Source organism: Aminipila luticellarii (assembly GCF_004103735.1).
Classification (GTDB): domain Bacteria; phylum Bacillota; class Clostridia; order Peptostreptococcales; family Anaerovoracaceae; genus Aminipila; species Aminipila luticellarii.
Genome location: NZ_CP035281.1, coordinates 1,394,430 through 1,417,071, shown reverse-complemented (window position 1 = coordinate 1,417,071; position 22,642 = coordinate 1,394,430). Strand labels below are relative to the sequence as shown.

Below are 22,642 nucleotides of genomic sequence, written 5' to 3'. Positions count from 1 at the left end.
TTTTTATGGCAAAGGCAATAATGGTTCAGGGAACCATGTCAAATGCGGGCAAGAGTTTACTTGTTGCAGGATTATGTAGACTATTTAAGCAGGATGGATATTCAGTAGCCCCTTTTAAATCTCAGAATATGGCGCTCAATTCCTTTATTACGAAGGAAGGGCTGGAAATGGGCAGGGCTCAGGTGGTGCAGGCTGAAGCAGCAGGGATAGAACCATCTGTGCTGATGAATCCCATTCTTTTAAAGCCCACCAACGACATGGCTTCTCAGGTAATTGTAAACGGTGAAGTGTACAGCAACATGGATGCAAAGGAATATTACAGCCATAAGCGTGATATGGTGCCGGAAATAAAAAAGGCATACGATAAGCTGGCCTCCCAATATGACATTATTGTTCTGGAGGGAGCCGGAAGTCCTGCGGAAATCAATCTTCAGGAAAACGATATCGTCAATATGTATATGGCGAAGATGGCGAAGGCTCCCGTGCTTTTGGCGGGAGATATAGACCGGGGAGGCGTTTTTGCTTCTTTGGTAGGAACGATGGCTCTTTTCAATGAAGAAGACAGAGCTATGGTAAAGGGGACGATTATCAACAAGTTCAGAGGAGATAAGACGATTCTTCAGCCGGGGCTTTCCATGCTGGAAAAAATCATCCATGTACCTACGGTGGGTGTAGTTCCTTATCTTCACGTGGATATTGATGACGAAGACAGCCTGACCGAAAAATTCAGCCGAAAGGGAAAGGTGGCACTGATTGATATTGCGGTGATCCGGCTTCCCCGAATTTCGAATTTCACAGACTTTAACGTATTTGAATACTCCGATGCTGTAGGGCTTCGATATGTGGATTCGGTGGGACAGCTCGGCAATCCGGATCTGATTATTATTCCGGGTACGAAGAACACCATGGAAGACTTATTGTGGATGAGACAGTGCGGTCTGGAAGCGGCTATTATAAAATATGCGGCAGCCGGAAAGCCTTTGATCGGTATTTGCGGCGGGTTTCAAATGCTGGGAAGAGAGCTGAAAGATTCGGATCATGTGGAACATGGCGGCAATATGAAAGGAATGGGACTGTTACCGTGTACCACGGTATTTGAAAAGAAAAAAACTAGAACGCAGGTAAAGGGTCATTTCATTACGGAGGGGAACGGATATTTTTCGGCACTTCACGGAATAGAGATTGAAGGCTATGAAATACATATGGGACAGTCTACAGTAGAAGAATCCGAGGAGAGCAGCGTGAATTTCCTGACTCAAATCACAGAAATTTCTTCAAAAAAAACAGACCAGTCGGCCGGACTTTTCAAAGATAACATTTACGGCTCCTATATTCATGGGATATTTGATAAAGAGGATGTGGTAAAAACCATCGTTTCTGTTCTGCTGAAAAAGAAGGGACTGGATGAGTCTGCCGTCTCCGGGCTGGATGTAAAAGCCTATAAGGAAGAGCAGTATAATTTGCTTGCGAAAGGGCTTCGGGAAAACATGGACATGGAAGCTGTTTATAGAATATTGAACGAAGGAGTGTAAGATGAAGATCGATTTACAAAAAGTATTACCGGCTGATATTGAAAAAAGAAGCTTTGAAATTATTACAGAAGAACTTGGGGAACGAAATATACCGGAAGAATTGGCTCCGATCGTAAAAAGAGTCATTCATACTTCTGCAGATTTTGATTACTATGATAATATGAAATTCTCGGAAGGCGTGGTGCATAAAATCTCAAAAGCCCTGAGAAATGGTGCTTGCATTGTGACCGATACACAAATGGCGAAATCCGGAATTAATAAAAGATTTTTAGAAACCTTGGGAGGAGAAGTGTTCTGTTTTATATCGGATGAGGATGTGGCTAAGGCGGCAAAGGAAAATGGAACCACCAGAGCGACTGCCGCTATGGATAAGGCGGCTCGATTAGACAGGCCGGTGATTTTTGCCATTGGCAATGCGCCCACCGCTTTAGTGCGTATTTACGAACTGTTCAGTGAGGGAAAGCTGAAACCAGAAGCGGTCATCGGTGTTCCCGTTGGCTTTGTCAATGTGGTGGAATCCAAGAACTTGATTTTGTCGTCAGATATGCCCCACATTGTGGCAGCCGGAAGAAAAGGCGGAAGCAATGTAGCGGCAGCGATCTGCAATGCGATTCTCTACATGATGCGCGACGGCAAGCTGTAATTTGTTTCGCAAATCGGGATAGGTCATAATCAACAAATATAATCTGCTGCATATACTATTACATAATGGGGTGGTATTGTGACAGATTTTCTTTTATTCAATAAACTGGCTGAACTGAACAGAGAAATGACGCCAGAACGATTATTTCACGAGAAGGGTGTAGGTGCTTACGGTGAATTTTATCTTTACATGCCGTTTTCTGATTACACCAAAGCAGATTTTTTAAATAATCCGGAAGAATCCACGGAAGTTTTTGTTCGGTTCTCCAGAGCACTGGGACGAAGGGGTTCGGCAGAAACGGCCAGAGATGTCAGAGGCATGTGCACGAAATTTTTTACCGCAGGCGGCGACTATGACCTGATGTGTCAGAATATGCCTGTGTTTTTTATAAAGGAAGCTAAAAAATTTCCGGATTTATATGATGCCCTGCGTCCTCAGAATGGGCTGTCCTTTGACCGGGAAAAATTTTGGAAGTTTATGTCTGATAATCCGGAAGCTTTTCATTTGATTCTGTGGTTATTTTCCAACAAGGGAACCATAAAGAGTTATCGTCATATGGAGTCATTCAGTGTGAATACGTATATATGGCGAAATCAAAAAAATAAAATTTTCTATGTTCGGTATCAATGGATGCCTTTAGCCGGCATCCAAAATATTCCGTCACAGGAAGCTGAATTTCTGGCGGGATATGATCCGGATGCCTTGACAAACGATTTATATAACGCTATAGAGGATGGTATATATCCAGAATATGAGCTGTCAGTGCAAATTATTCCTGAAAATGCCGCTAAAGAGTTTCCTTTTGATATTTTTGATAAGACTTTGACCTGGCCTGAACGTGCCTGTCCGCACATTAAGGTGGGCAAACTGATTTTGAACCGGCTGCCGTCCAGTTTTCATGATGAGGTAGAGCTGTGCTATTTCAGTCCGTCCCATGTTGTGCCGGGAATTGAAATACCGGAGGACGAAATGTTAGCGCTGATGTGTTTTTCTCACGATGAGGAATGGCGAAACAGGAGGAGGTAGAAACATGGAACTGGTGTATCAGCAGGCCAACGACAGCCTGAAAGCTTTTAGTACGGCGGACAAGGAAGCCTTGGTGTATAATCTGGTGGAAAGTCTAATGTTTATCAGTGATGAAGTGCAGGAAAAGGTTGTAGAGTGTTTAAAATTTGTCAATGAAGAACTTGGAGATACTATTCAGAGACAGTTGTAAAAAGACGTTTTCTTGAAATATTCTGTAAATAGGGTCTGATTAGGCCTAATTTACATGCATTTTACAGTTATTTAACATTTTCTTAACAGAAACGACACTTTTTAGCGTATAATTAATATAGAGTGCAATGTTAATATATTGGCAACAAATTTTAATGAATGAGAATGAAAGAGAGGACGCCATGCTTAGCGCAAAAAAGAAAGAAGACATTTTTTATAGTTTATTTATAGAATATGCTGATAAAATTGTAAAAGCTGGAGAAGCTTTTGTGGATCTGGTAAAAAATTATGAGGAAGTTGAGGACAAGGTTGCTGCAATCAAAGTTTTAGAAACAGAATGTGATATGGAAGCTCATAAAATCCTGAAAGCTTTAAATGGTTCATTTGTTACTCCTTTTGACCGAGAGGATATTTATTCCGTTACGAGAGAAATGGATGACATCGTAGATTCATTGGAGGAGGTTGCCAATCGATTTTTAGTTTTTAATGTACATGCCGTGAAGCCGGAAGCCGTATCCATGGCAGATTTGATTATGCAGAGCATTCGGGAGCTGCATGTTCTATTCAAACATCTTTCTGAAATGAAGAAAAACCAAATTGTAAGAGATCAGATCATTGAAGTCAACCGAATAGAAAACGAAGGGGATGTCATTTATAGAAAAGCGTTGTCCAAGCTGTTCAGAGAAGAAAAGGATCCCATTGAACTGATCAAGTGGAAGCATCTGTTTGAAGAGCTGGAGGCCAGTCTGGACTCCTGCGAAAATGTAGCAAATATTCTGGAAGGCGTGGTAATGAAATATGTTTAGTACGATACTGATATTAGTAATCGTCGTCTCCCTGTTGTTTGAATTTATAAATGGATTTCATGATACGGCGAATGCGATTGCAACTTCTGTATATACAAGAGCTCTGACGGCCAAACAGGCGATCCTGCTGGCAGCAATTATGAATTTCTGCGGTGCATTGGTCAGTGAAAAGGTCGCCATGACCATATCTACGGGATTAGTGGACATTCAGCTGAAGCAGTATGTTATTCTGTCTGCTTTAATAGCAGCTATTATCTGGAATCTCATTACCTGGTGGAAGGGAATCCCCAGCAGTTCCTCCCATGCATTGATCGGCGGATTGATTGGGGCAACGATTGTTTATACATGGTCCTTTGAACATATTGTCTGGTCCGGTGTTTTGGAAAAAGTAGTGATTCCCCTGTTCACTTCACCGATTATCGGTTTTATCTGCGGCTTCTTTTTTATGAAGCTGATTTTTATCGCTTTTGCGGGCTGGTCTCAGGGAAAAGTCAATAAATTATTTTTAAAGCTGCAAATTTTCTCTGCCGCGCTTATTGCGTATTCCCACGGAAATAACGATGCGCAGAAGACTATGGGCATCATGACCCTCGCTTTGATAACGGGAGGCGTTTTAGAGAGCGGCAGCGGTATTCCGCTGTGGATCAAAGTAGCGTGTGCAGTCACTATGGCAACCGGTACCTCCATCGGTGGATGGAAAATCATGAAGACCATGGGAGGCGGCGTTACAAAGCTGCAGCCGGCCAGCGGATTTGCCGCACAGACAGGGGCTGCTTTAGTAATTGAGTCCATGTCGTTCTTCGGCGCTCCTGTGAGCACTACGCATGTTATTACGACTGCGATTATGGGAGCAGGCAGTGTGAAAAGACTTTCCGCAGTGAAGTGGGCTATCGCCGAAAGCATTGTGACAGCGTGGGTCATCACGTTGCCTATAACAATGTGCTTAGGCGGAATAGCGGCTTTTATCATAGGCAGATTGATTATGTTTTTGTAAGGAAATAATGAAGCGTTGTTTAAATGAGAAGGTGTAAACATGGTTACAAGAGAAGATTTAGAAAAAAAGGAATATGTGAACTTATCCTCCTTTGCTGCGAAGTCAGCAGAATCGAAGGGCAGGGCAATGCCGGAAGAAAAATGTCAGGTACGGACGGAATTTCAGCGGGATAGAGATCGAATCATTCATTCTAAGTCTTTCAGAAGGCTGATGCATAAAACGCAGGTCTTTCTGGCTCCTGAGGGAGATCATTTCAGAACCAGGCTGACGCATACCATAGAGGTTTCTCAAATTGCCAGAACCATTGCCAGAGGATTATCTTTAAATGAAGATTTGACCGAAGCCATCGCGCTGGGCCATGATCTGGGACATACTCCTTTCGGGCATAGCGGAGAGACCATCTTAAACAACATACATCCGGGCGGTTTTAAGCATAATGTTCAGAGCCTGAGAGTGGTGGAAGTCCTTGAAGGCAGTAAGGGGAAGTTTGGAATGAACCTGACGGCAGAGGTAAAGGACGGCATTGTCAATCATACAGGTCCGGTCAGACCGTTTACTCTGGAAGGTCAAATTGTGAAATTCAGTGACCGGATTGCTTATATTAATCACGATATTGATGACGCCCTAAGAAGCGGCGTCATTCAGCTTGGTGACTTGCCAGGGGATTGTCTGGATGCTTTGGGAAATACCCACAGTGAGCGAATCAACACCCTGGTCATGGACTTGATCGTTCATAGCGATGAGCAGGATCAGATTACTATGAGCAGCAGATGTCAAAAATATATGGATAAGCTGAGAGAATATATGTTCGAGAATGTATATCACAACGAGAAAGTCAAACGGCATGAAGATCTGCACCGGGTGGAAATCATCATCAATTCTTTATATGACTATTATCTGGATCATCCTGAATATCTTCCAAAGGAAAGACAGGAGCTTATTGAAGAATATGGAATTGCAGAGATCGTGAAGGACCATATCGCGGGGATGACCGACCGATATGCATTGAATCTGTACAATGAAATCTTCATTCCCAAGGGATGGAAATAAAGGATAAATCAAAAAAATAGCAAGAAAATTAAAAAATAAAAAAGGATTTGCTTAAATATGTCGTATATAAGAATGTATACTATTTAAAATCTCGCTCATAGCTTTACGTGGCTGTGGGGGACAGTTCATACGGAAATTTTCAGTTCAATAAGCGGTGATAAATTTGAGTGGATCTTTTAATGATAATGTAACAGAAGAAATAAAAAGTAGGTGTAACATCGTTGATGTCATCGGACAAGTTGTCTCTCTGAAACGAATGGGAAGCAATTTTAAAGGAATTTGTCCGTTTCACAATGAAAAGACGCCTTCTTTTGTTGTTTCTGAAACAAAACAGATTTTTACCTGCTTTGGATGCGGTGCTACCGGGGATGTTTTTGAATTTGTAAAAAAATATTACAATTTGGATTTTCCCGGTGCAGTGGAAAAGCTTGCCAAAGAGTATGGGGTGGAGTATACAAATAATCACAGGGAGGACAGCAGAAAAGAGCTTTATTACCAGATAAACAGGGAGGCTGCGACCTATTACCTGAAATCCTTCTGCCAGAAAGCAAATCCCGGGCTGACTTATATGCTGAAAAGAGGAATTCAGCCTGTCACGCTGAAAAAGTTTGGCATAGGGTATGCAGACGGGGAATGGGACAGCCTGTATCGATATTTTATGTCAAAGAATGTCGATGTTAAAGTGTTGAAAGAACTCGGATTGATTTCGGAATCAAAGGGCAGGTTCTATGATAAATTTAGAAACAGGGTGATGTTTCCCATCATTAATACCAGAGGGAAGGTGATCGGATTTGGTGGAAGAGCTATAGACGATTCCATGCCAAAGTATCTAAATTCACCGGAAAGTCCCGTATTCATGAAAAAAAATAATTTATATGGTTTAAATCTCAGCAGACAGGATATAAGTAAAGAGAACTGTGCGATTTTAGTGGAAGGTTATATGGATGTTATCTCCTTATACCAAAGCGGAATTCGAAATGTGGGAGCCTCTCTGGGGACTGCTTTGACAGAAAATCAAGCCAAAGTTCTCAGGCGGTATACAAAAAATATTGTCTTATCCTACGATTCGGATAGCGCCGGTCAGGCAGCAGCTCTCAGAGGGATAGATATCCTGTTCAAAGAGGATTGCAGACCAAGAGTATTACATGTATCAGACGGCAAGGATCCGGATGAATTTGTAAAAAAGCACGGACGAGACGCGTTTAAAAAGCTTGTGGATAATTCTCTGAATTTTGTAGATTATAAAATTTCCGTACTTCGGAGAAAATATAATTTGGATTCCTATGAAGAGAGCATCGACTTTTTAAAGGAAGCGGCAGTGATTTTTAGGAATTTAAGCCCGATAGAAGCAGATGTTTACATAAAAAAGCTGGCGAATGAAATTAAAATATCAGAAAATGCAATAAGACTAGAAATTAATGGCAATAATACACAGGAAGAGTTTGTAACGCATCATTATGAAGACGAGAAGCAGGATAAATCGATTTCTTCTCCCATGTTATTGGTGGAGAAGAATCTTATTAAGCTGATGATTACCGATTATGAATACTTTAAAATGATTTCACAATATGAAGATGCTTTTAAATCGAGCTATGGAGAAAAGATTTTCTCCGCAGCTGCTTTACTTTACAAAGAGGGAAAAGAACTTGATATTATGAAGCTGCAGGATGCTTTGGAACCGGAAGAAGTGCATATACTGACGGATATTATGGATAACGTACAGTTTGCAGATAAGGAAGAACAGGTGCTGCAGGAATGTTTAAATAAAATTGAAGTAGAAAATTTAAAGGAAAAAGAAAACTCATTATTGATGAGACTTTCTATGGCAGATGAAGAAGAAAATCGAGAGACTATAAAAATATTAACAGAAGAACTAATGGATTTGCAGAGAAAGAAAATGGAAAGGGGTAAATAAATGAGCTTTGAGGAAGGAAACGCTATGGAAAAAAGGGACTATGTTCAGGATCTCGCGGAGAAAGCAAAAGCTAAAGGATCCATATCCTTTAGAGAAGTAGCTGATTATTTGGAAGGTGTAGACTTAAATAAGGATCAGATGGATGAAATTTATGATTCACTGACCGCTATGGGAATAGAAATTGTATCGGAGGTGGATCCGGATGACTTTGAACTTCTTTCTATAGAACAGGATGAAAATGATGATGTGGATGTGGATATCATTTCAACGTCTGATGATTCCAATGAAATCGATTTAGAAGCGACGCTGCCCAAGGGCATTGCGGTAGATGACCCCGTAAGAATGTACCTGAAAGAAATCGGAAAAGTACCTCTGCTTTCAGCGGATGAAGAAATAGAGCTTGCCAAGAGAATGGAAATGGGCGATGAGGAAGCCAAGAAAAGGCTCTGCGAAGCAAATCTAAGGCTTGTTGTAAGCATCGCAAAACGTTACGTGGGAAGGGGTATGCTGTTTCTGGATCTGATTCAGGAGGGAAATCTGGGTCTGATCAAAGCAGTAGATAAATTTGACTGGAGAAAAGGATATAAATTCAGTACCTATGCCACATGGTGGATCAGACAGGCCATTACCAGATCCATTGCCGATCAGGCAAGGACAATCCGTATACCGGTTCACATGGTGGAGACAATCAATAAGTTGATCCGTATATCCAGGCAGCTGCTTCAGGAATATGGCAGAGAGCCTTCTCCGGAGGAAATCGCCAAAGAAATGGATATTTCCGAGGAAAAGGTTCGGGAGATCTTGAAGATCGCTCAGGAGCCGGTTTCCCTTGAAACGCCTATTGGAGAGGAAGAGGACAGTCATCTGGGAGATTTCATTCCGGACGAAGATGTTCCTGCGCCTGCTGAGGCTGCGGCTTTTTCCATGCTGAAAGAACAACTGGTGGAAGTACTGGATACCTTGACCGAAAGAGAGCAGAAGGTCTTAAAGCTGCGATTCGGGCTGGAGGATGGCAGAGCAAGGACCCTTGAGGAAGTAGGAAAACGATTTGATGTAACAAGAGAACGAATCAGACAAATTGAAGCAAAAGCGCTGAGAAAGCTCAGACACCCTTCCAGGAGTAAAAAGCTTAAGGATTATTTAGAATAAAATTAAATCAAAGAAAAGGCAAATAGAGGTAACAGATGATGAAACTATCAGACAGATTACAGATGATTGCCGACCTTATAGAAAATGGACAAACCGTGGCTGATATTGGTACCGACCACGGTTTTTTGCCTATTTATCTATGGGAAAGCAAAAAAAGCCCGAAACTGATTCTGGCGGATATAAGCTCCGGATCTCTCCAAAAAGCAATTGATAATGTGGAAAAGCAAGGGTATGGCAAGGAAATTCTCAGAGAACATTTTGATTTCAGGCTCGGAAACGGCATAGAGGTTCTAGCAGACGGAGAAGCGGACACCGTTGTTATCGCCGGTATGGGCGGCATATTGATGACAGAAATATTGGGAAAAGACCTAAAAAAAACGGGCAGTATGAAACGATTTATTTTGCAGCCCAGAACCGGACAGGGAAAGCTCCGATGGTGGCTGGAGCATAACGGATTTATTATAAAAAAGGAGAAAATTGTCAGAGAGGGGAAGTTCCTCTGTGAAATTATATTGACCGAAGCTAGGATTGCGGATTCTTCGCTTATAGAGGTATCACAGGAAGAAGAGGAAGAGCAGAATCCGTCAGAAGACATAAAATATGAAGTTCCGGAATCAATACTTATAGGTAATGGAGCTATTGCTTTCGAATTTGTGGAACAAAAGTTGAAAAATGAACAGAAGATACTTGAAAATAAAAAGAAAGCGGTCTGTTTGGATGAGGAAGAAATTCACCACACAGAGTCCCGAATTGGATATTTACAACAGCTTTTAAAAAATAGAACGGAAAGAGGTGAATAATATGGCTATTTCAAAATTGGAACTGATCCATGCACTGAAAAAAATAGCACCGGCAGAATTGGCGGAGCCCTGGGATAACTCCGGGATGCAGATCGATCTTGCTCAAGATGAGGTGAAGAAAATCCTCGTATCCCTTGAAATTACTAAGGAGGTCGTACAAGAGGCGGTTACTCTTGGCGCAGATCTGATCGTTACACATCATCCCCTTTATTTTTCTCCCTTAAAGAGAATTGACTATAAAAATATTATCGGAAACTATACGGTAGAGCTTATAAAAAATGGAATTTCTGTTTATTCTGCCCATACGAATTTTGATAAGGCTGACCGGGGTAACAATTTTTATCTGGCAAAGCTGCTGGGTTTGGAGAACTTAAACTCCTTTGAACCGTTCGGTAAAGAATTTATTGGATTGTTCGGGGATGTTTCAGAGAAAAAGCCTTTGAAGGAGCTGGTAAAGGAAGTGGAATGCCGGTTGAATTTAAGCCCAAAGGAGCTTCAGGTCGTCGGCGAGCCGGATCAAGAAATCAGCAGGATCGGACTTTGTACCGGTGCCGGAGCCGAGATGCTGGATATCGCGTCGCGAACCGGATGCGAGCTCTTTATAACAGGGGATGTGAAATACCATGACGCGATGAGAGCAAAAGAGACCGGAATGAACGTGATAGATGCGGGGCATTACGGAACCGAAAAAATATTTGTAAGGAATATGGCGGAACAGCTGAAAGAGCTGTTAAAGGGTCAGGCTGAAATTTTTGAATCTCAAGTCAATATAAATCCGTTTGACTTTTTATAAACATATGGTATAATACTAGAGCATGTTTTGGGTAAGTCAGACAGTCGCGTGCAGCTGCACGAGGAAAGTCCGGGCTCCGCAGGGCAAGGGTGCCAGATAACGTCTGGCGTAGGTAACTATAGGGAAAGTGCAACAGAAACATTCCGCCGAAACAGTTTGGCTGTGGTAAGGTTGAAATGGTGAGGTAAGAGCTCACCGGCGCTGTGGAGACACAGCGGCCGTGTAAACCCCACCCGGAGCAAGACCAAATAGGGCATAAAAAGCGGCGGCCCGTCGCTGCCCGGTAGGTAGGTCGCTTGAGCGCATTAGCAATGATGCGCCTAGATAGATGATTGTCTAATACAGAACCCGGCTTACAGACTTGCCCAAAATATATTTTATAGACTCTATGAAAAAGGGTCTTTTTTATTGGCATAGAACGTATAAAAATCCGATGACGATTTTTAGAAAAACTTGACAAAAATTCGGTGTATGAGATAAGATAGAATAACTAAGCTGATAAAAATAGGGAACGATATATCGTTCCCTATCGTTCATATTGCACTGAAAATAATTTTGACTACAAAAAAAGAAAAGGATGAGGGGTAGATTTATGACAGAAGAAAATAAAATGGGCACGATGCCAATTGGAAAGCTGATGATGGGTATGGCATGGCCCGCCATGTTTTCCATGATGATTCAGGCATTATATAATGTAATAGACAGTATTTTTGTGTCCAGAATAAGCGAGGAATCTCTGACAGCCGTTACACTGGTATATCCCATACAGATGCTGCTTATTTCCGTAGCGGTAGGTACCGGGGTAGGGGTGAATTCTCTGATTGCGAGAAGATTGGGTGCAAAACGGTTTGAAGAAGCGGATCAGGCCGCCAGTCATGGTTTTCGGATTGCCTTTATAAACTGGGCGGTCTTCGCCGTATTGGGACTGCTTTTGGCAAGAAAATATGTATCGGCTTATTCGGATTCTGCGTATATCGTAGAAAATGGTTCGATATTTCTGATGATTACCATGGCGTTTTCCCTGTTTGTATTTGTAGAGGTAAACACAGAAAAGGTATTGCAGGCGACGGGAAGTATGCTGCTGCCTATGCTATGCAGTCTGTCCGGAGCCATCATCAATATCGCACTGGATCCATTTCTGATATTGGGAGCCTGTGGGTTCCCCAGAATGGGCGTAGTCGGTGCGGCGATTGCGACTACTATCGGACAATTTATATCCATGTGTCTGGGATTGACGCTGTTATTTGGCCGTAAGCACCAGGTTACCGTTAAGCTAAAAGGCTTTAAATTCGATTGGAGTACCGTTAAGGACATATATAATGTAGGCTTTCCGGCCATGCTCATGCAGTCCATCGGTTCTGTGATGCTTTTCTTCATCAACGGGCTTTTAGCCTTTTCCGGAACCGCTGTTGCTGTACTCGGAACCTATTTCAGATTGCAGTCCTTCATTTTTATGCCGGTCTTTGGATTGAACCAGGGGGCTCTGCCCATCATGGGGTACAATTATGGAGCGCGCAACAAGGAAAGGCTTATGCAGGCCTACAAATTCGGTATTGCGGTTGCAGCTATCATCATGACGTTGGGAACTATTCTATTTTTGACGTTCCCGAAGCAGCTTTTAGGGATGTTTGACGCATCGGAGAATATGTTAGAAATAGGTGTACCGGCACTTCGCACCATTTGTTTATGTTTTATACCGGCCGCCTTTGGCATTTTGACCTCCACCATATTTCAGGCTACAGGGCATGGAATGCTGAGCATGTGGCAGGCTTTGATCCGGCAGTTGATTGGAATTGTGCCGCTTGCATGGCTGCTATTGAAAATGGGAGGTCTGACTCTGGTTTGGTGGGCATGGCCATTGGCAGAGATATTAGGACTGCTATATTCTGTAATATTTGTTAAAAAATTATACAAAAATGAAATTGCCTTCTTAGGGCGTGAAGATGAAAAGTAGAATGGGGATGGGAGGTAACTTACCAGATTTCAGTATAATTTTATAAAATTTGTTTGTGTTTATGGAATGGAATGTGTGGTATATTTACTATAAAGAATAAACAAATACCTGAGGAGGGGATTGCTTATATGAAATTAGGTATTGATGTTGGCTCAACTACAGTGAAGGTTGTGCTCATGAATAAAAACAATGATATATTATTTAAAAGATACGAGCGGCACATGTCTAATATCTTCGAAAAAGTTACACATTTGATGGAAGAATTGTACGATCAATTTGGAAATGAACAGGTACATATGACCATTACAGGCTCGGGAGGGTTAGCCTTATCCCAGCTTTTAGATATTCCGTTCGAACAGGAAGTGGTGGCTTGCAGTAAAGCCGTGGAGACTATCGTTCCTGAAACCGATGTAGCGATTGAACTGGGCGGCGAAGACGCCAAGATCACGTTCTATGGTGCTACTGTTGAACAGCGGATGAATGGAAGCTGTGCAGGCGGAACCGGTGCGTTCATCGATCAGATGGCCGTCCTGCTCAACACGGACGCAGGGGGTCTGAATGAAGCGGCTAAAAGTCATAAGCTGATTTATCCGATTGCCGCCAGGTGCGGTGTTTTTGCCAAAACAGATATACAGCCGCTTATCAACGAGGGTGCCAGCATTTCAGATTTAGCAGCGTCTATCTTTCAGGCAGTGGTGAATCAGACGATCAGCGGACTGGCGTGCGGAAGACCGATCAAAGGTCATGTGGCGTTTTTAGGAGGCCCGCTTTTCTTCTTGTCGGAGCTGCGAACCCGATTTATAGAAACGTTGAAGCTGGAACCTGAAAATATTATTTTCCCTGAGGATTCACAATACTTTGTGGCCATAGGGGCAGCACTGACCTCTCAAAAATATGAAGCAAAAAATATAAATGACATTTTTCAAGCATTAAAAAATGCTGATTCTTCTGCACTGTCTGAGACAAAGCATACCAATCCTCTTTTCAAAGATTTCAATGAATACAGTGAATTTAAGCAGAGACACGACAAAAACAAAATCAAGCGTAAGGACATCAGAAAGGCCAAGGGGAAAGTCTTTTTAGGAATTGATGCCGGATCTACCACGACCAAGGCGGCTCTGATAGACTCCGAAAACAATCTATTGTATTCCTTTTACAGAAATAATGAAGGAAAACCTTTGGAAGCAACCATGGCCATGCTGAAAGAGCTGTACAGCCAGCTTCCGGAAAATGTGCAGATTTCCAATGCTACCGCTACCGGTTACGGCGAAGGACTGATCCGTTCCGCCTTTAAAGTAGATCTGGGTGAAATTGAAACCATTGCCCATTATAAAGCGGCGGATTCCTTTTTACCGGGGGTGGAATTTATTTTGGACATCGGCGGACAGGATATGAAATGCATGAAGGTAAGAGACGGCGCCATTTATAATATCATGCTCAATGAAGCGTGCTCTTCCGGCTGCGGTTCGTTTATCGAAACCTATGCAAAATCTGTGAATATGGATGTACAAAACTTTGCAAGGGAGGCTCTTTTTGCAAAAGCACCGGTAGATTTAGGAACCAGATGTACTGTTTTTATGAATTCCAAGGTAAAGCAGTCTCAGAAGGAAGGAGCGACCATCGGAGATATTTCTGCAGGCCTTTCTTTCTCCGTGATTAAAAATGCTCTGTATAAAGTAATTAAGCTTAGGAACACAGATGAAGCCGGGGAGAAGATCGTCGTGCAGGGCGGAACCTTCCTGAATGACGCAATCCTTCGAAGTATAGAGCTTATTTTGGGAAAACATGTCGTAAGGCCGGATATCTCCGGGATCATGGGTGCGTATGGAGCCGCATTGATTGCGAAGGAACGTTATGTGGAAGGAACGGAATCCTCTATTTTAAAACCGGAGGATATGGAACTGTTTACGGTAATGAATTCTCATGCAAGATGTAAAAAATGCGAAAACCAGTGCTTACTGACGATTAATAAATTTAACACCGGCGAAAAGTTCGTAACCGGTAACAGGTGTGATAAGGGGGCAGGGAAGGAAAAGGACCAGGATGAGCTTCCAAATATGTATGAATATAAGTATAAAAGGCTTTTCTCCTATGAACCGACTGCGGAAGTATATGCAAAACGCGGCGTGGTGGGTATACCGAGAGTGCTTAACATGTATGAAAATTATCCATTCTGGTTTGCTTTTTTCACAAGTTTGGGCTTTAGAGTGATCCTTTCTCCGCCGTCTTCAAAGGCTTTGTATGAGCAGGGAATGGAGACCATTTCTTCTGATACGGCCTGCTATCCGGCAAAGATGGTTCACGGTCACATCAAGTGGTTAGTGGAGCAGGGAATCAAATGGATTTTTTATCCGAGCATCAATTATGAGGTGAATGAGGATGAAGGTGCACCGAATCACTATAATTGTCCGATCGTTGCCACCTATCCGGAGGTCATAGGCAATAATATGGATGAACTCTTTGAAGAAGAGAGTGTTACGTTTACGCATCCATTTTTACCTTATGACAATGACCTCAGCTTAGTTAATGAACTTTACAGCGTTCTCAAAGGTTTAGGAATTTCCTATGCCGAAGTGGCAAAAGCTGTTAAAAAGGGCCGAATAGAAAACAAGCGGTTCAAGGATGATGTAAAAAAACAGGGAGCAAATGCAATCCGGTATGCAAAGAAAAACAACAAGAAATGCATTATATTATCCGGCAGACCATACCACTTAGATCCGGAAGTAAACCATGGAATAGACAAATTGATCAATTCTTTTGATATGGTGGTATTAACAGAGGACTCTGTGACACATTTGGCAAAGCTGAATCGGCCTATCCGCGTGCTGGATCAGTGGGTATACCACTCAAGGCTGTATAAGGCTGCAGTAGTGGCCAGCAAGGATGATGATATGGAACTGATCCAATTAAATTCTTTCGGATGCGGACTGGATGCTGTGACGACGGATCAGGTAGAAGAGATCATGAAAAGCAGCAATAAAATGTATACGGTTTTGAAAATTGATGAAGGCTCTAATTTAGGAGCGGCTAAAATACGAATCCGCTCGCTGAAAGCAGCCATCGAAGAACGGGATAAAAATAATGTCAAACATACCGACGGGGACAGTAAGTTCGTGCGAAAATTCTTTACAAAGGAAATGAGGAAGGATTATACCATTTTGGTTCCTCAAATGTCGCCAATCCATTTCCAATTTATTGCACCGGCCATGGAAAAGTGCGGATATCAGGTTCGACTGCTTCCTTCGGTGGATAAGCATGCGGTGGATGAAGGACTGAGATATATTAATAATGATGCCTGCTATCCGACGATTGTAACGCTGGGTCAGATTATCTCCGAATTGAAATCCGGTAAGTATGATTTAAATAAAACAGCGGTGTTCATGTCCCAGACAGGCGGAGGCTGCCGTGCCAGCAACTATGTATCCTTGCTGCGTAAAGCTTTAATTGATTTAAAAATGGAGCAAGTTCCAGTGATCTCCTTTAATCTGGTAGGACTGGAGAAAAATAGCGGCTTTAAGCTTACTGTACCGATGATAAAAAGGATTCTCATAGGAGCTGTGTATGGAGACACGTTAATGCGTGTACTGTATGCAACCAGACCGTATGAAAAGGTGCCCGGATCAGCAGATCAGCTTTATGAAAAATGGTCTCGGATCATCTGCAAAAATATGAAAAACGGCAGTGTTGTGCAGTATAAGCATCTGATCAAACAAATGGTTCACGAGTTTGATAATCTACCGCTCAACGACATTGAAAAGCCTAAAATAGGTGTAGTGGGAGAAATTTTGGTTAAATATCACCCAACCGCAAATAATGATATTGTAAAAATCATTGAAGATGAAGGCGGAGAAGCAGTGGTCTTGGATCTGATGGATTTCTTCCTATATGGAATGTATAGCAAGGAGTTTAATTTTAAACATTTAGCAGGGCGATACAGCACGATGGTGATGAATAAGGTGGCTATCAAATTCATCGAATGGGTCAGACAGCCTGCAAGGCAGGCTCTCGATGAAAGTAAACGGTTCACCAGCCCGCACTTTATCGAGGATACCGCAAAGAAGGCCCAGCAGTTGATTTCTTTAGGAAATCAGTGCGGAGAAGGATGGCTTCTTACCGGTGAAATGCTGGAGCTTATCGACAGCGGTGTGAATAATATTGCTTGTCTGCAGCCCTTCGGATGCCTTCCGAACCATGTGACCGGAAAAGGAATGATGAAAGCGCTGAGAAAGTATAATGCCTATGCAAATATTGTTGCTATCGATTATGATCCGGGAGCCAGCGATGTGAACCAGCTTAACAGAATTAAATTGATGATGGCTACTGCTTATAAAAACATGGAAAAGTCAGATTGCAATCAAGAAGAAAAAGTAGTATAATATTTAAGTTGAAATTTAAAGAAGTTAGGAGGTGTCTCCATGGGAAGACACGGTACAATCGCAGGACGTAAAGCAGCACAGGATTCAAAAAGAGCTGCAGTATTTACAAAATACTCTAGAGCTATCACGGTAGCTGCTAAGAACGGTGGAGATCCGGAATACAATGCGTCACTTAAGGTGGCAATCGAAAAAGCTAAGAGCATTAATTTGCCAAACGATAATATTAACAGAGCCATAAAAAAGGGAACCGGCGAACTGGAAGGCGAGACATATGAAGAATTGAACTTTGAAGGCTACGGCGTAGGCGGAGTTGCCGTTATTGTGGAAGCTCTGACGGACAATAAGAACCGAACTACGGCGGCGGTACGATCGACTTTTGACAAGTTCGGCGGAAACCTTGGAGCACCGGGATGCGTATCCTATATGTTTGCCAGAAAGGGTGTTCTGATTATTGAAAAAACGGATCGTGTAGATGAAGATGTCCTGATGGAAGCAGCCCTTGAAGCGGGAGCGGAAGATATGATCGTTCATGAAGATTCTTTTGAAATACAAACAGAACCTGCCGTCTACACCGATGTACACAGTGCATTGACCGCAGCCGGATATGAACTGCTCGAATCGGATATTGAATATGTTCCGTCCATGGAGTCTGCACCGTCCGACGAACACGATATCAAGAAGCTGAAGAAGATGATCGATATACTGGAAGATAACGATGATGTTCAGAAGGTTCACCATAACTGTTCATTGGATCTGGAAGAGTTTGAATAAATCTTTTTCCAGAACATACTATGCTGTTCCTATTGCAAAATCTGAATGAAATAGTATAATAGTCATATAATATAAATGCAAGAAATCCTGAAGTGTTCGTTAAGGTAGTATAATTCAACCTACACTGTGACCTTGGGAATCCGAGTCTTTGCAGCCTATGTCAAGCCTCCTTTGCAGTGGAAGGCAGAAGCGGAAGCAGGGTACCCCCCTATCTACTGATAGGGTGTGAATTATCACCTGACGGCATGTCGGGATTTTTGTTAGAAAAAAACTTTGTATACAGTATATTACATAACATAAGACAATTCTTACTCTGGGTATTGAATTGTCTTTTTATTTGTGTTATATTGACTAACGTGGACAGTATAAAGCTTTTAACTGTACCACCTTCGTTATTTCTTATTTAATTTATATCAAAGAAGCCTATATCCTAAGGAATGGGACTGACATACCAAGAAAAATGCAAAAAATCTTTTATTTTTTGTGTTTTCAGTTTCAGAAATATGGGCAGCTTATTTAATGAGGCTGCTTTTTTAGTTCACTCAAGTGAGAAAGAACTTTTACAAGGAGAGGCGGACATTTCTTATTACAAGGAGGAAAAAATGTCTTCACAAAACACGAAAGTAAAGTACGCGAGTTCTTTTAGAGAACAATTAACCCCAAGAAGCTTGATTATCGGCAGCCTTGGGGCCGTTATTCTGACCATGAGCTCTATGTTTGTAGCGTTAAAGCTGAGCTCTTTACCATGGCCGATTATGTTTGTTGCCCTTGTCTCCATGTTTGCACTCAAAGCGTGCGGTCATACCAACATAAATGAAATCAATGTGACCCATACTGCCATGTCGGCAGGCGCAATGGTAGCAGGCGGTCTGGCTTTTACTCTGCCGGGAATTTGGATGTTGAACAAGCAGGCAGAAATCAACCCGATGACCCTTATTGTAATAACCGTGGGCGGTGTATTGCTGGGATTGATTTTTACTGCCATGATTCGAAAATATTTTGTTGTGACCAAGGCCTTGCCTTATCCTATGGGACAGGCAGCAGCAGAGGCCCTGCTCGTCGGGGATGCTGGCGGAAAAAAAGCGGTCGTACTGTTTTCATCGATGGGTCTTGCAGCTGTTTTTACGTTGTTAAGAGATGTTTTTCATAAAATTCCGGCAACCTTTATGAACTCTAAAATGCTTTCCTATGGCTCCGGAGGAGGAATCTGGCTTTCTCCGATGCTTATTTCGGTGGGCTACATAATCGGCCCGGTCTTTATCGGCATTTGGTTTCTGGGTGCTGTAATAGGAGATTTCGGTATATTGATAGGCGGACAGCATTTTGGCATATGGGATGCAGCCACGGCTTCTTCCATAAAAGCATCTTTGGGAATCGGTTTAATGGTGGGAACTGGTTTGGGAATTATCCTAAAGGGAATATTACCTCAATCCAAAGAAATATTTGGTGCCATGTTTAAAAAAGACAGCATAGGGGACAGTATCATACCTCTTCGATGGGCTCCGATCGTTATGGTCCTGTTAGCTTTTCTTTTCACTGTATGGGCTCATATGGGCGTGGCAGCTTCTATCGTGACCATACTGGGCGTGTGGGTAGCCACAGCTATGTCAGCACAATGTGTTGGGCAGTCCGGTATTAACCCTATGGAGATTTTTGGAATCATTGTATTGATTGCCGCCAAAGCGGTTTCCTCTATCGGGCAGACGGAGGCATTTTTCGTAGCGGCAGCGGTAGCCGTAGCCTGCGGCCTTGTAGGGGACATCATGAACGACTTTAAGGCGGGCTATATATTAAAGACCGATCCGAAAGCCCAGTGGATCGCAGAGGCTGTTGGCTCCATTATAGGTGCGGTGGTGTCCGTAGCCGTATTGCTTGTTATAGTAGATGCATACGGGGCGGATGTGTTCGGTACGGAAGTATTTCCGGCAGCTCAGGCCAGTGCAGTGGCAGCTATGGTAGGGGGGATATCAAATGTTCCGGCCTTTGTGATCGGACTTGTTGCCGCCACCATATTATACTGCGTCAATTTCCCGGTCATGACCTTGGGATTAGGCGTTTACCTGCCTTTTTATCTGTCTGCTACCGCATTCATAGGTGGGATGCTCCGATTCTTTGCAGATAAAGCCTTTCCTGACTTTGAAAAAAAGGGTACGGGTTCCATTATTGCGTCAGGTCTGCTTGGCGGGGAAGCAATCGTGGGTGTCATACAGGCATTAGTTCTTGCCATTCGAATTATAGCGTAATAGAATAAAGTTAAAAGGAAAAATCAGGAGGATTATTTCTATGAAGGAGATCAATATAAATGAAATAAAAGGGATCCGGGTGGGGCATGCGCAGTCTGCCGAAGGAGGCACGGGCTGTACAGCCATTATATGTGAAAAGGGAGCATGGGCAGGTGCTGATGTTCGGGGAGGAGGCCCCGCTACCAGAGAAACCGATCTTTTAAAATCTGAAAATATGGTTCAGCAGATCCATTGTGTCATGCTGAGCGGGGGCAGTGCCTACGGTTTGGATGCCTGTTCCGGAGCTATGGCGTATCTGGAGGAGAAGAATATCGGATTTGATGTGGGGGTAGGAGTCGTACCTATTGTATGCGGAGCATCCCTATTTGATTTGGTCGTGGGGAACCGAACCTGCAGACCGGATAAAGAGATGGGGTATGCAGCCTGTGCGGCTTCGGAAAAAAATATGCCGGAGCAGGGCAATGTGGGAGCCGGCACCGGAGCTACTGTCGGAAAATATCTGGGAATCGAACGGCTGATGAAGAGCGGTCTTGGCATCTATGCCGTACAGGCAGGAGACGTGCAGTGTGCGGCTGTAGTAGCTGTAAATGCATTGGGAGATGTTCTGGACGTAGATACCGGTAAAAGGCTTGCGGGAATTTTAAGTGAGGATAAAACGGAAATTGTAAGTACAGAGGAAATCATGTTCTCTGAAATATCCGCATCCAGAAATGTATTCAGCGGAAATACCACTATCGGATGTATCATCACCAATGCGAAGCTGACGAAGCCTCAGGCCAATAAGCTGGCTTCTATTTCTCATAATGGATATGCCAGAGCCATTCGACCCGTTCATACTTCCGCCGACGGAGACTCCATCTTTGTGATGGCTACCGGGGAAGTAGAAGTGGCACCGGATTCTTTGGGAGCTTTGGCGGCCAACGTGATGGCCAAAGCCATCAACAACGCAGTCCTCCATGCCAAACCGGCGTATGGCTTAAAAGCGGCCTCCGATTTTTATCGACTTTAAAAAAATGGAAACAGGAACAACTCTTATACAAAAAATCCGCCGGATTTTATTTCGGCGGATTGCGGATTATGGGAGTTGTTTTTTTATCCATATTTGTTTGATTCTTCTCTGATCACAGCTCAATATGGTAAATTCATAATTTTGATACAGTATTTTATCATTGGGCTGCGGAGCGGAGCTTAGCTGTGAATAAATCCAGCCTCCGATGGTATCAATATTTTCTTCTTCAATATCCATCTCCAGCCGTTCACTGATTTCCTCCAGATGAACCTTTCCGTCTACGATATAGCTCCCGTCTTCATTTGTAATGATATCGGGTGTTTCCGCATTGAATTCATCCTGAAGTTCGCCGACGATTTCTTCTAAAATATCTTCCACGGTCACTAATCCGCTTGTCCCGCCATATTCGTCAATAATGACAGCAAGCTGGGTCTTTTCCTTCTTGAATATTTTGAGCAGTTCGCTGATGGACATGGACTCCGGAACAAAATTCACTTCTCGGATAATAGGTTCTATTTTTTGATCTGAACCAATGATCTTCTGTTTGTACAAATCTTTGATGTGGATGAACCCCAGTACGTGATCTTTATCCTTTTGGCAGACCGGGTATCTGGTCAACTGTTTTTCCATGGCAAAGGCTAAAACCTCATCAAAAGAATTCTCGGTGAAGATACATTCCATATCGGTTCGGGGTATCATCACATCGGTTACCGTTTTCTCAGAAAAATCAAAGATATTATCGATGAGAGACAATTCGGTCTTGTCTACCAGTCCATGCTTATAGCTTTCTTCGACCAACAGCTTGATTTCTTCATCTGTATGTGCTTCCTCATGCTCGTTTGCCTGTGAAAGTCCGAACAGCTTTAAAACAAAACTTGTGGTATGGTTAAAGGCCCACATAATAGGGTAGGTGGCCTTATAGAACAGAATTAAAGGAAGAGCGGTATATAGCGCAATTCTTTCTGTGTTGACGATGGCTAAAGATTTCGGAACCAGCTCTCCAAGCACGATATGAAAGGCTGTTATCAAGGAGAATCCCACGATAAAGGAAATGGAATGAACTAAACTGTCCGATAGGTGAAACAATGAAAACAACGGCTCCATCATTTTTGCCACAGCCGGTTCTCCCACCCAGCCCAGTCCTAAAGACGCTAAGGTGATTCCCAGCTGACATGCAGACAAATAAGAATTTAAGCCGTTCACAATGGTCAGCGTATGTCTGGCGCTGCTATTCCCATCATTGACTAAAGTTTCTATTCGAGATTTTCTTACCTTTACCATGGCAAATTCCGTAGCAACAAAAAAGGCATTAAAAAAGACAAGAATCAGCACAATAATAATATTTATCAAATAAGTCATAAATTCGTTATTCTCCTTATTTATAGGTCGTTA

General features: G+C 42.8%; 17 protein-coding genes and 2 other RNA genes. 18 read left to right on the top strand and 1 reads right to left on the bottom strand.

All coding sequences use genetic code 11. The features are described 5' to 3' along the window. Window positions 1-5: 5 nt before the first annotated feature. The 18 genes from EQM06_RS06480 to EQM06_RS06395 all read left to right on the top strand — a co-directional run bounded on the left by EQM06_RS06480 (window position 6) and on the right by EQM06_RS06395 (window position 21,250). Window positions 6-1,532 (top strand): cobyric acid synthase, encoded by a 1,527-nt coding sequence (locus tag EQM06_RS06480; RefSeq protein WP_128745557.1) that lies wholly within the window; start codon window positions 6-8, stop codon window positions 1,530-1,532. Window position 1,533: 1 nt separating this feature from the next. Next, the gene (locus tag EQM06_RS06475; protein WP_128745556.1) at window positions 1,534-2,175 is read left to right on the top strand and encodes a precorrin-8X methylmutase; all 642 of its coding nucleotides are present in this window, start codon (window positions 1,534-1,536) and stop codon (window positions 2,173-2,175) included. Window positions 2,176-2,253: 78 nt separating this feature from the next. Then, a complete protein-coding gene (locus tag EQM06_RS06470) occupies window positions 2,254-3,201 on the top strand; it encodes a catalase (RefSeq protein WP_164914374.1) in 948 nt (315 codons plus the stop codon). 4 nt (window positions 3,202-3,205) lie between these two features. Next, window positions 3,206-3,391, top strand: coding sequence for a catalase-related domain-containing protein (locus EQM06_RS06465; RefSeq protein WP_164914373.1), 186 nt, complete (start codon window positions 3,206-3,208; stop codon window positions 3,389-3,391). A gap of 181 nt (window positions 3,392-3,572) precedes the next feature. Then, window positions 3,573-4,196: a DUF47 domain-containing protein gene (locus tag EQM06_RS06460; protein ID WP_205666521.1), complete on the top strand. Its 624-nt coding sequence runs from the start codon at window positions 3,573-3,575 to the stop codon at window positions 4,194-4,196. Then, window positions 4,189-5,190, top strand: a complete 1,002-nt coding sequence (locus tag EQM06_RS06455; RefSeq protein ID WP_128745552.1) for an inorganic phosphate transporter — start codon at window positions 4,189-4,191, stop codon at window positions 5,188-5,190. The genes EQM06_RS06460 and EQM06_RS06455 overlap by 8 nt, the downstream gene beginning before the upstream one ends. Window positions 5,191-5,229: 39 nt before the next feature. Then, entirely contained in the window at window positions 5,230-6,240 is a 1,011-nt protein-coding gene (locus tag EQM06_RS06450; protein ID WP_128745551.1) for a deoxyguanosinetriphosphate triphosphohydrolase, read from the top strand. Between the two features lie 163 nt (window positions 6,241-6,403). Next, complete coding sequence (gene dnaG / locus EQM06_RS06445) at window positions 6,404-8,155, top strand: DNA primase (RefSeq protein ID WP_205666520.1); 1,752 nt, start codon at window positions 6,404-6,406, stop codon at window positions 8,153-8,155. Further along, a complete protein-coding gene (gene rpoD, locus EQM06_RS06440) occupies window positions 8,156-9,304 on the top strand; it encodes an RNA polymerase sigma factor RpoD (RefSeq protein WP_128745549.1) in 1,149 nt (382 codons plus the stop codon). Between the two features lie 35 nt (window positions 9,305-9,339). After that, entirely contained in the window at window positions 9,340-10,104 is a 765-nt protein-coding gene (locus EQM06_RS06435; RefSeq protein WP_128745548.1) for a tRNA (adenine(22)-N(1))-methyltransferase, read from the top strand. Between the two features lies 1 nt (window position 10,105). Next, window positions 10,106-10,897, top strand: coding sequence for a Nif3-like dinuclear metal center hexameric protein (locus EQM06_RS06430; protein WP_128745547.1), 792 nt, complete (start codon window positions 10,106-10,108; stop codon window positions 10,895-10,897). A gap of 28 nt (window positions 10,898-10,925) precedes the next feature. Next, an RNA gene (gene rnpB / locus EQM06_RS06425) (RNase P RNA component class A) lies at window positions 10,926-11,269 on the top strand. Between the two features lie 220 nt (window positions 11,270-11,489). Beyond that, on the top strand, window positions 11,490-12,851 hold the full coding sequence (locus tag EQM06_RS06420) for an MATE family efflux transporter (protein WP_230974932.1): 1,362 nt from the start codon (window positions 11,490-11,492) through the stop codon (window positions 12,849-12,851). Window positions 12,852-12,979: 128 nt separating this feature from the next. Beyond that, entirely contained in the window at window positions 12,980-17,227 is a 4,248-nt protein-coding gene (locus EQM06_RS06415) for a 2-hydroxyacyl-CoA dehydratase (RefSeq protein WP_205666519.1), read from the top strand. Between the two features lie 39 nt (window positions 17,228-17,266). Then, window positions 17,267-17,998, top strand: coding sequence for a YebC/PmpR family DNA-binding transcriptional regulator (locus EQM06_RS06410; protein ID WP_128745545.1), 732 nt, complete (start codon window positions 17,267-17,269; stop codon window positions 17,996-17,998). A gap of 81 nt (window positions 17,999-18,079) precedes the next feature. Then, a non-coding RNA gene (ssrS, locus tag EQM06_RS06405) (6S RNA) lies at window positions 18,080-18,257 on the top strand. A gap of 343 nt (window positions 18,258-18,600) precedes the next feature. After that, entirely contained in the window at window positions 18,601-20,241 is a 1,641-nt protein-coding gene (locus EQM06_RS06400; protein WP_128745544.1) for an OPT/YSL family transporter, read from the top strand. 40 nt (window positions 20,242-20,281) lie between these two features. Continuing rightward, entirely contained in the window at window positions 20,282-21,250 is a 969-nt protein-coding gene (locus EQM06_RS06395; protein ID WP_128745543.1) for a P1 family peptidase, read from the top strand. A 66-nt stretch (window positions 21,251-21,316) separates the two neighbouring features. On the opposite strand, the gene EQM06_RS06390 is transcribed toward EQM06_RS06395, so the two are convergent. Then, entirely contained in the window at window positions 21,317-22,609 is a 1,293-nt protein-coding gene (locus tag EQM06_RS06390; protein WP_128745542.1) for a hemolysin family protein, read from the bottom strand. Window positions 22,610-22,642 lie beyond the last annotated feature (33 nt).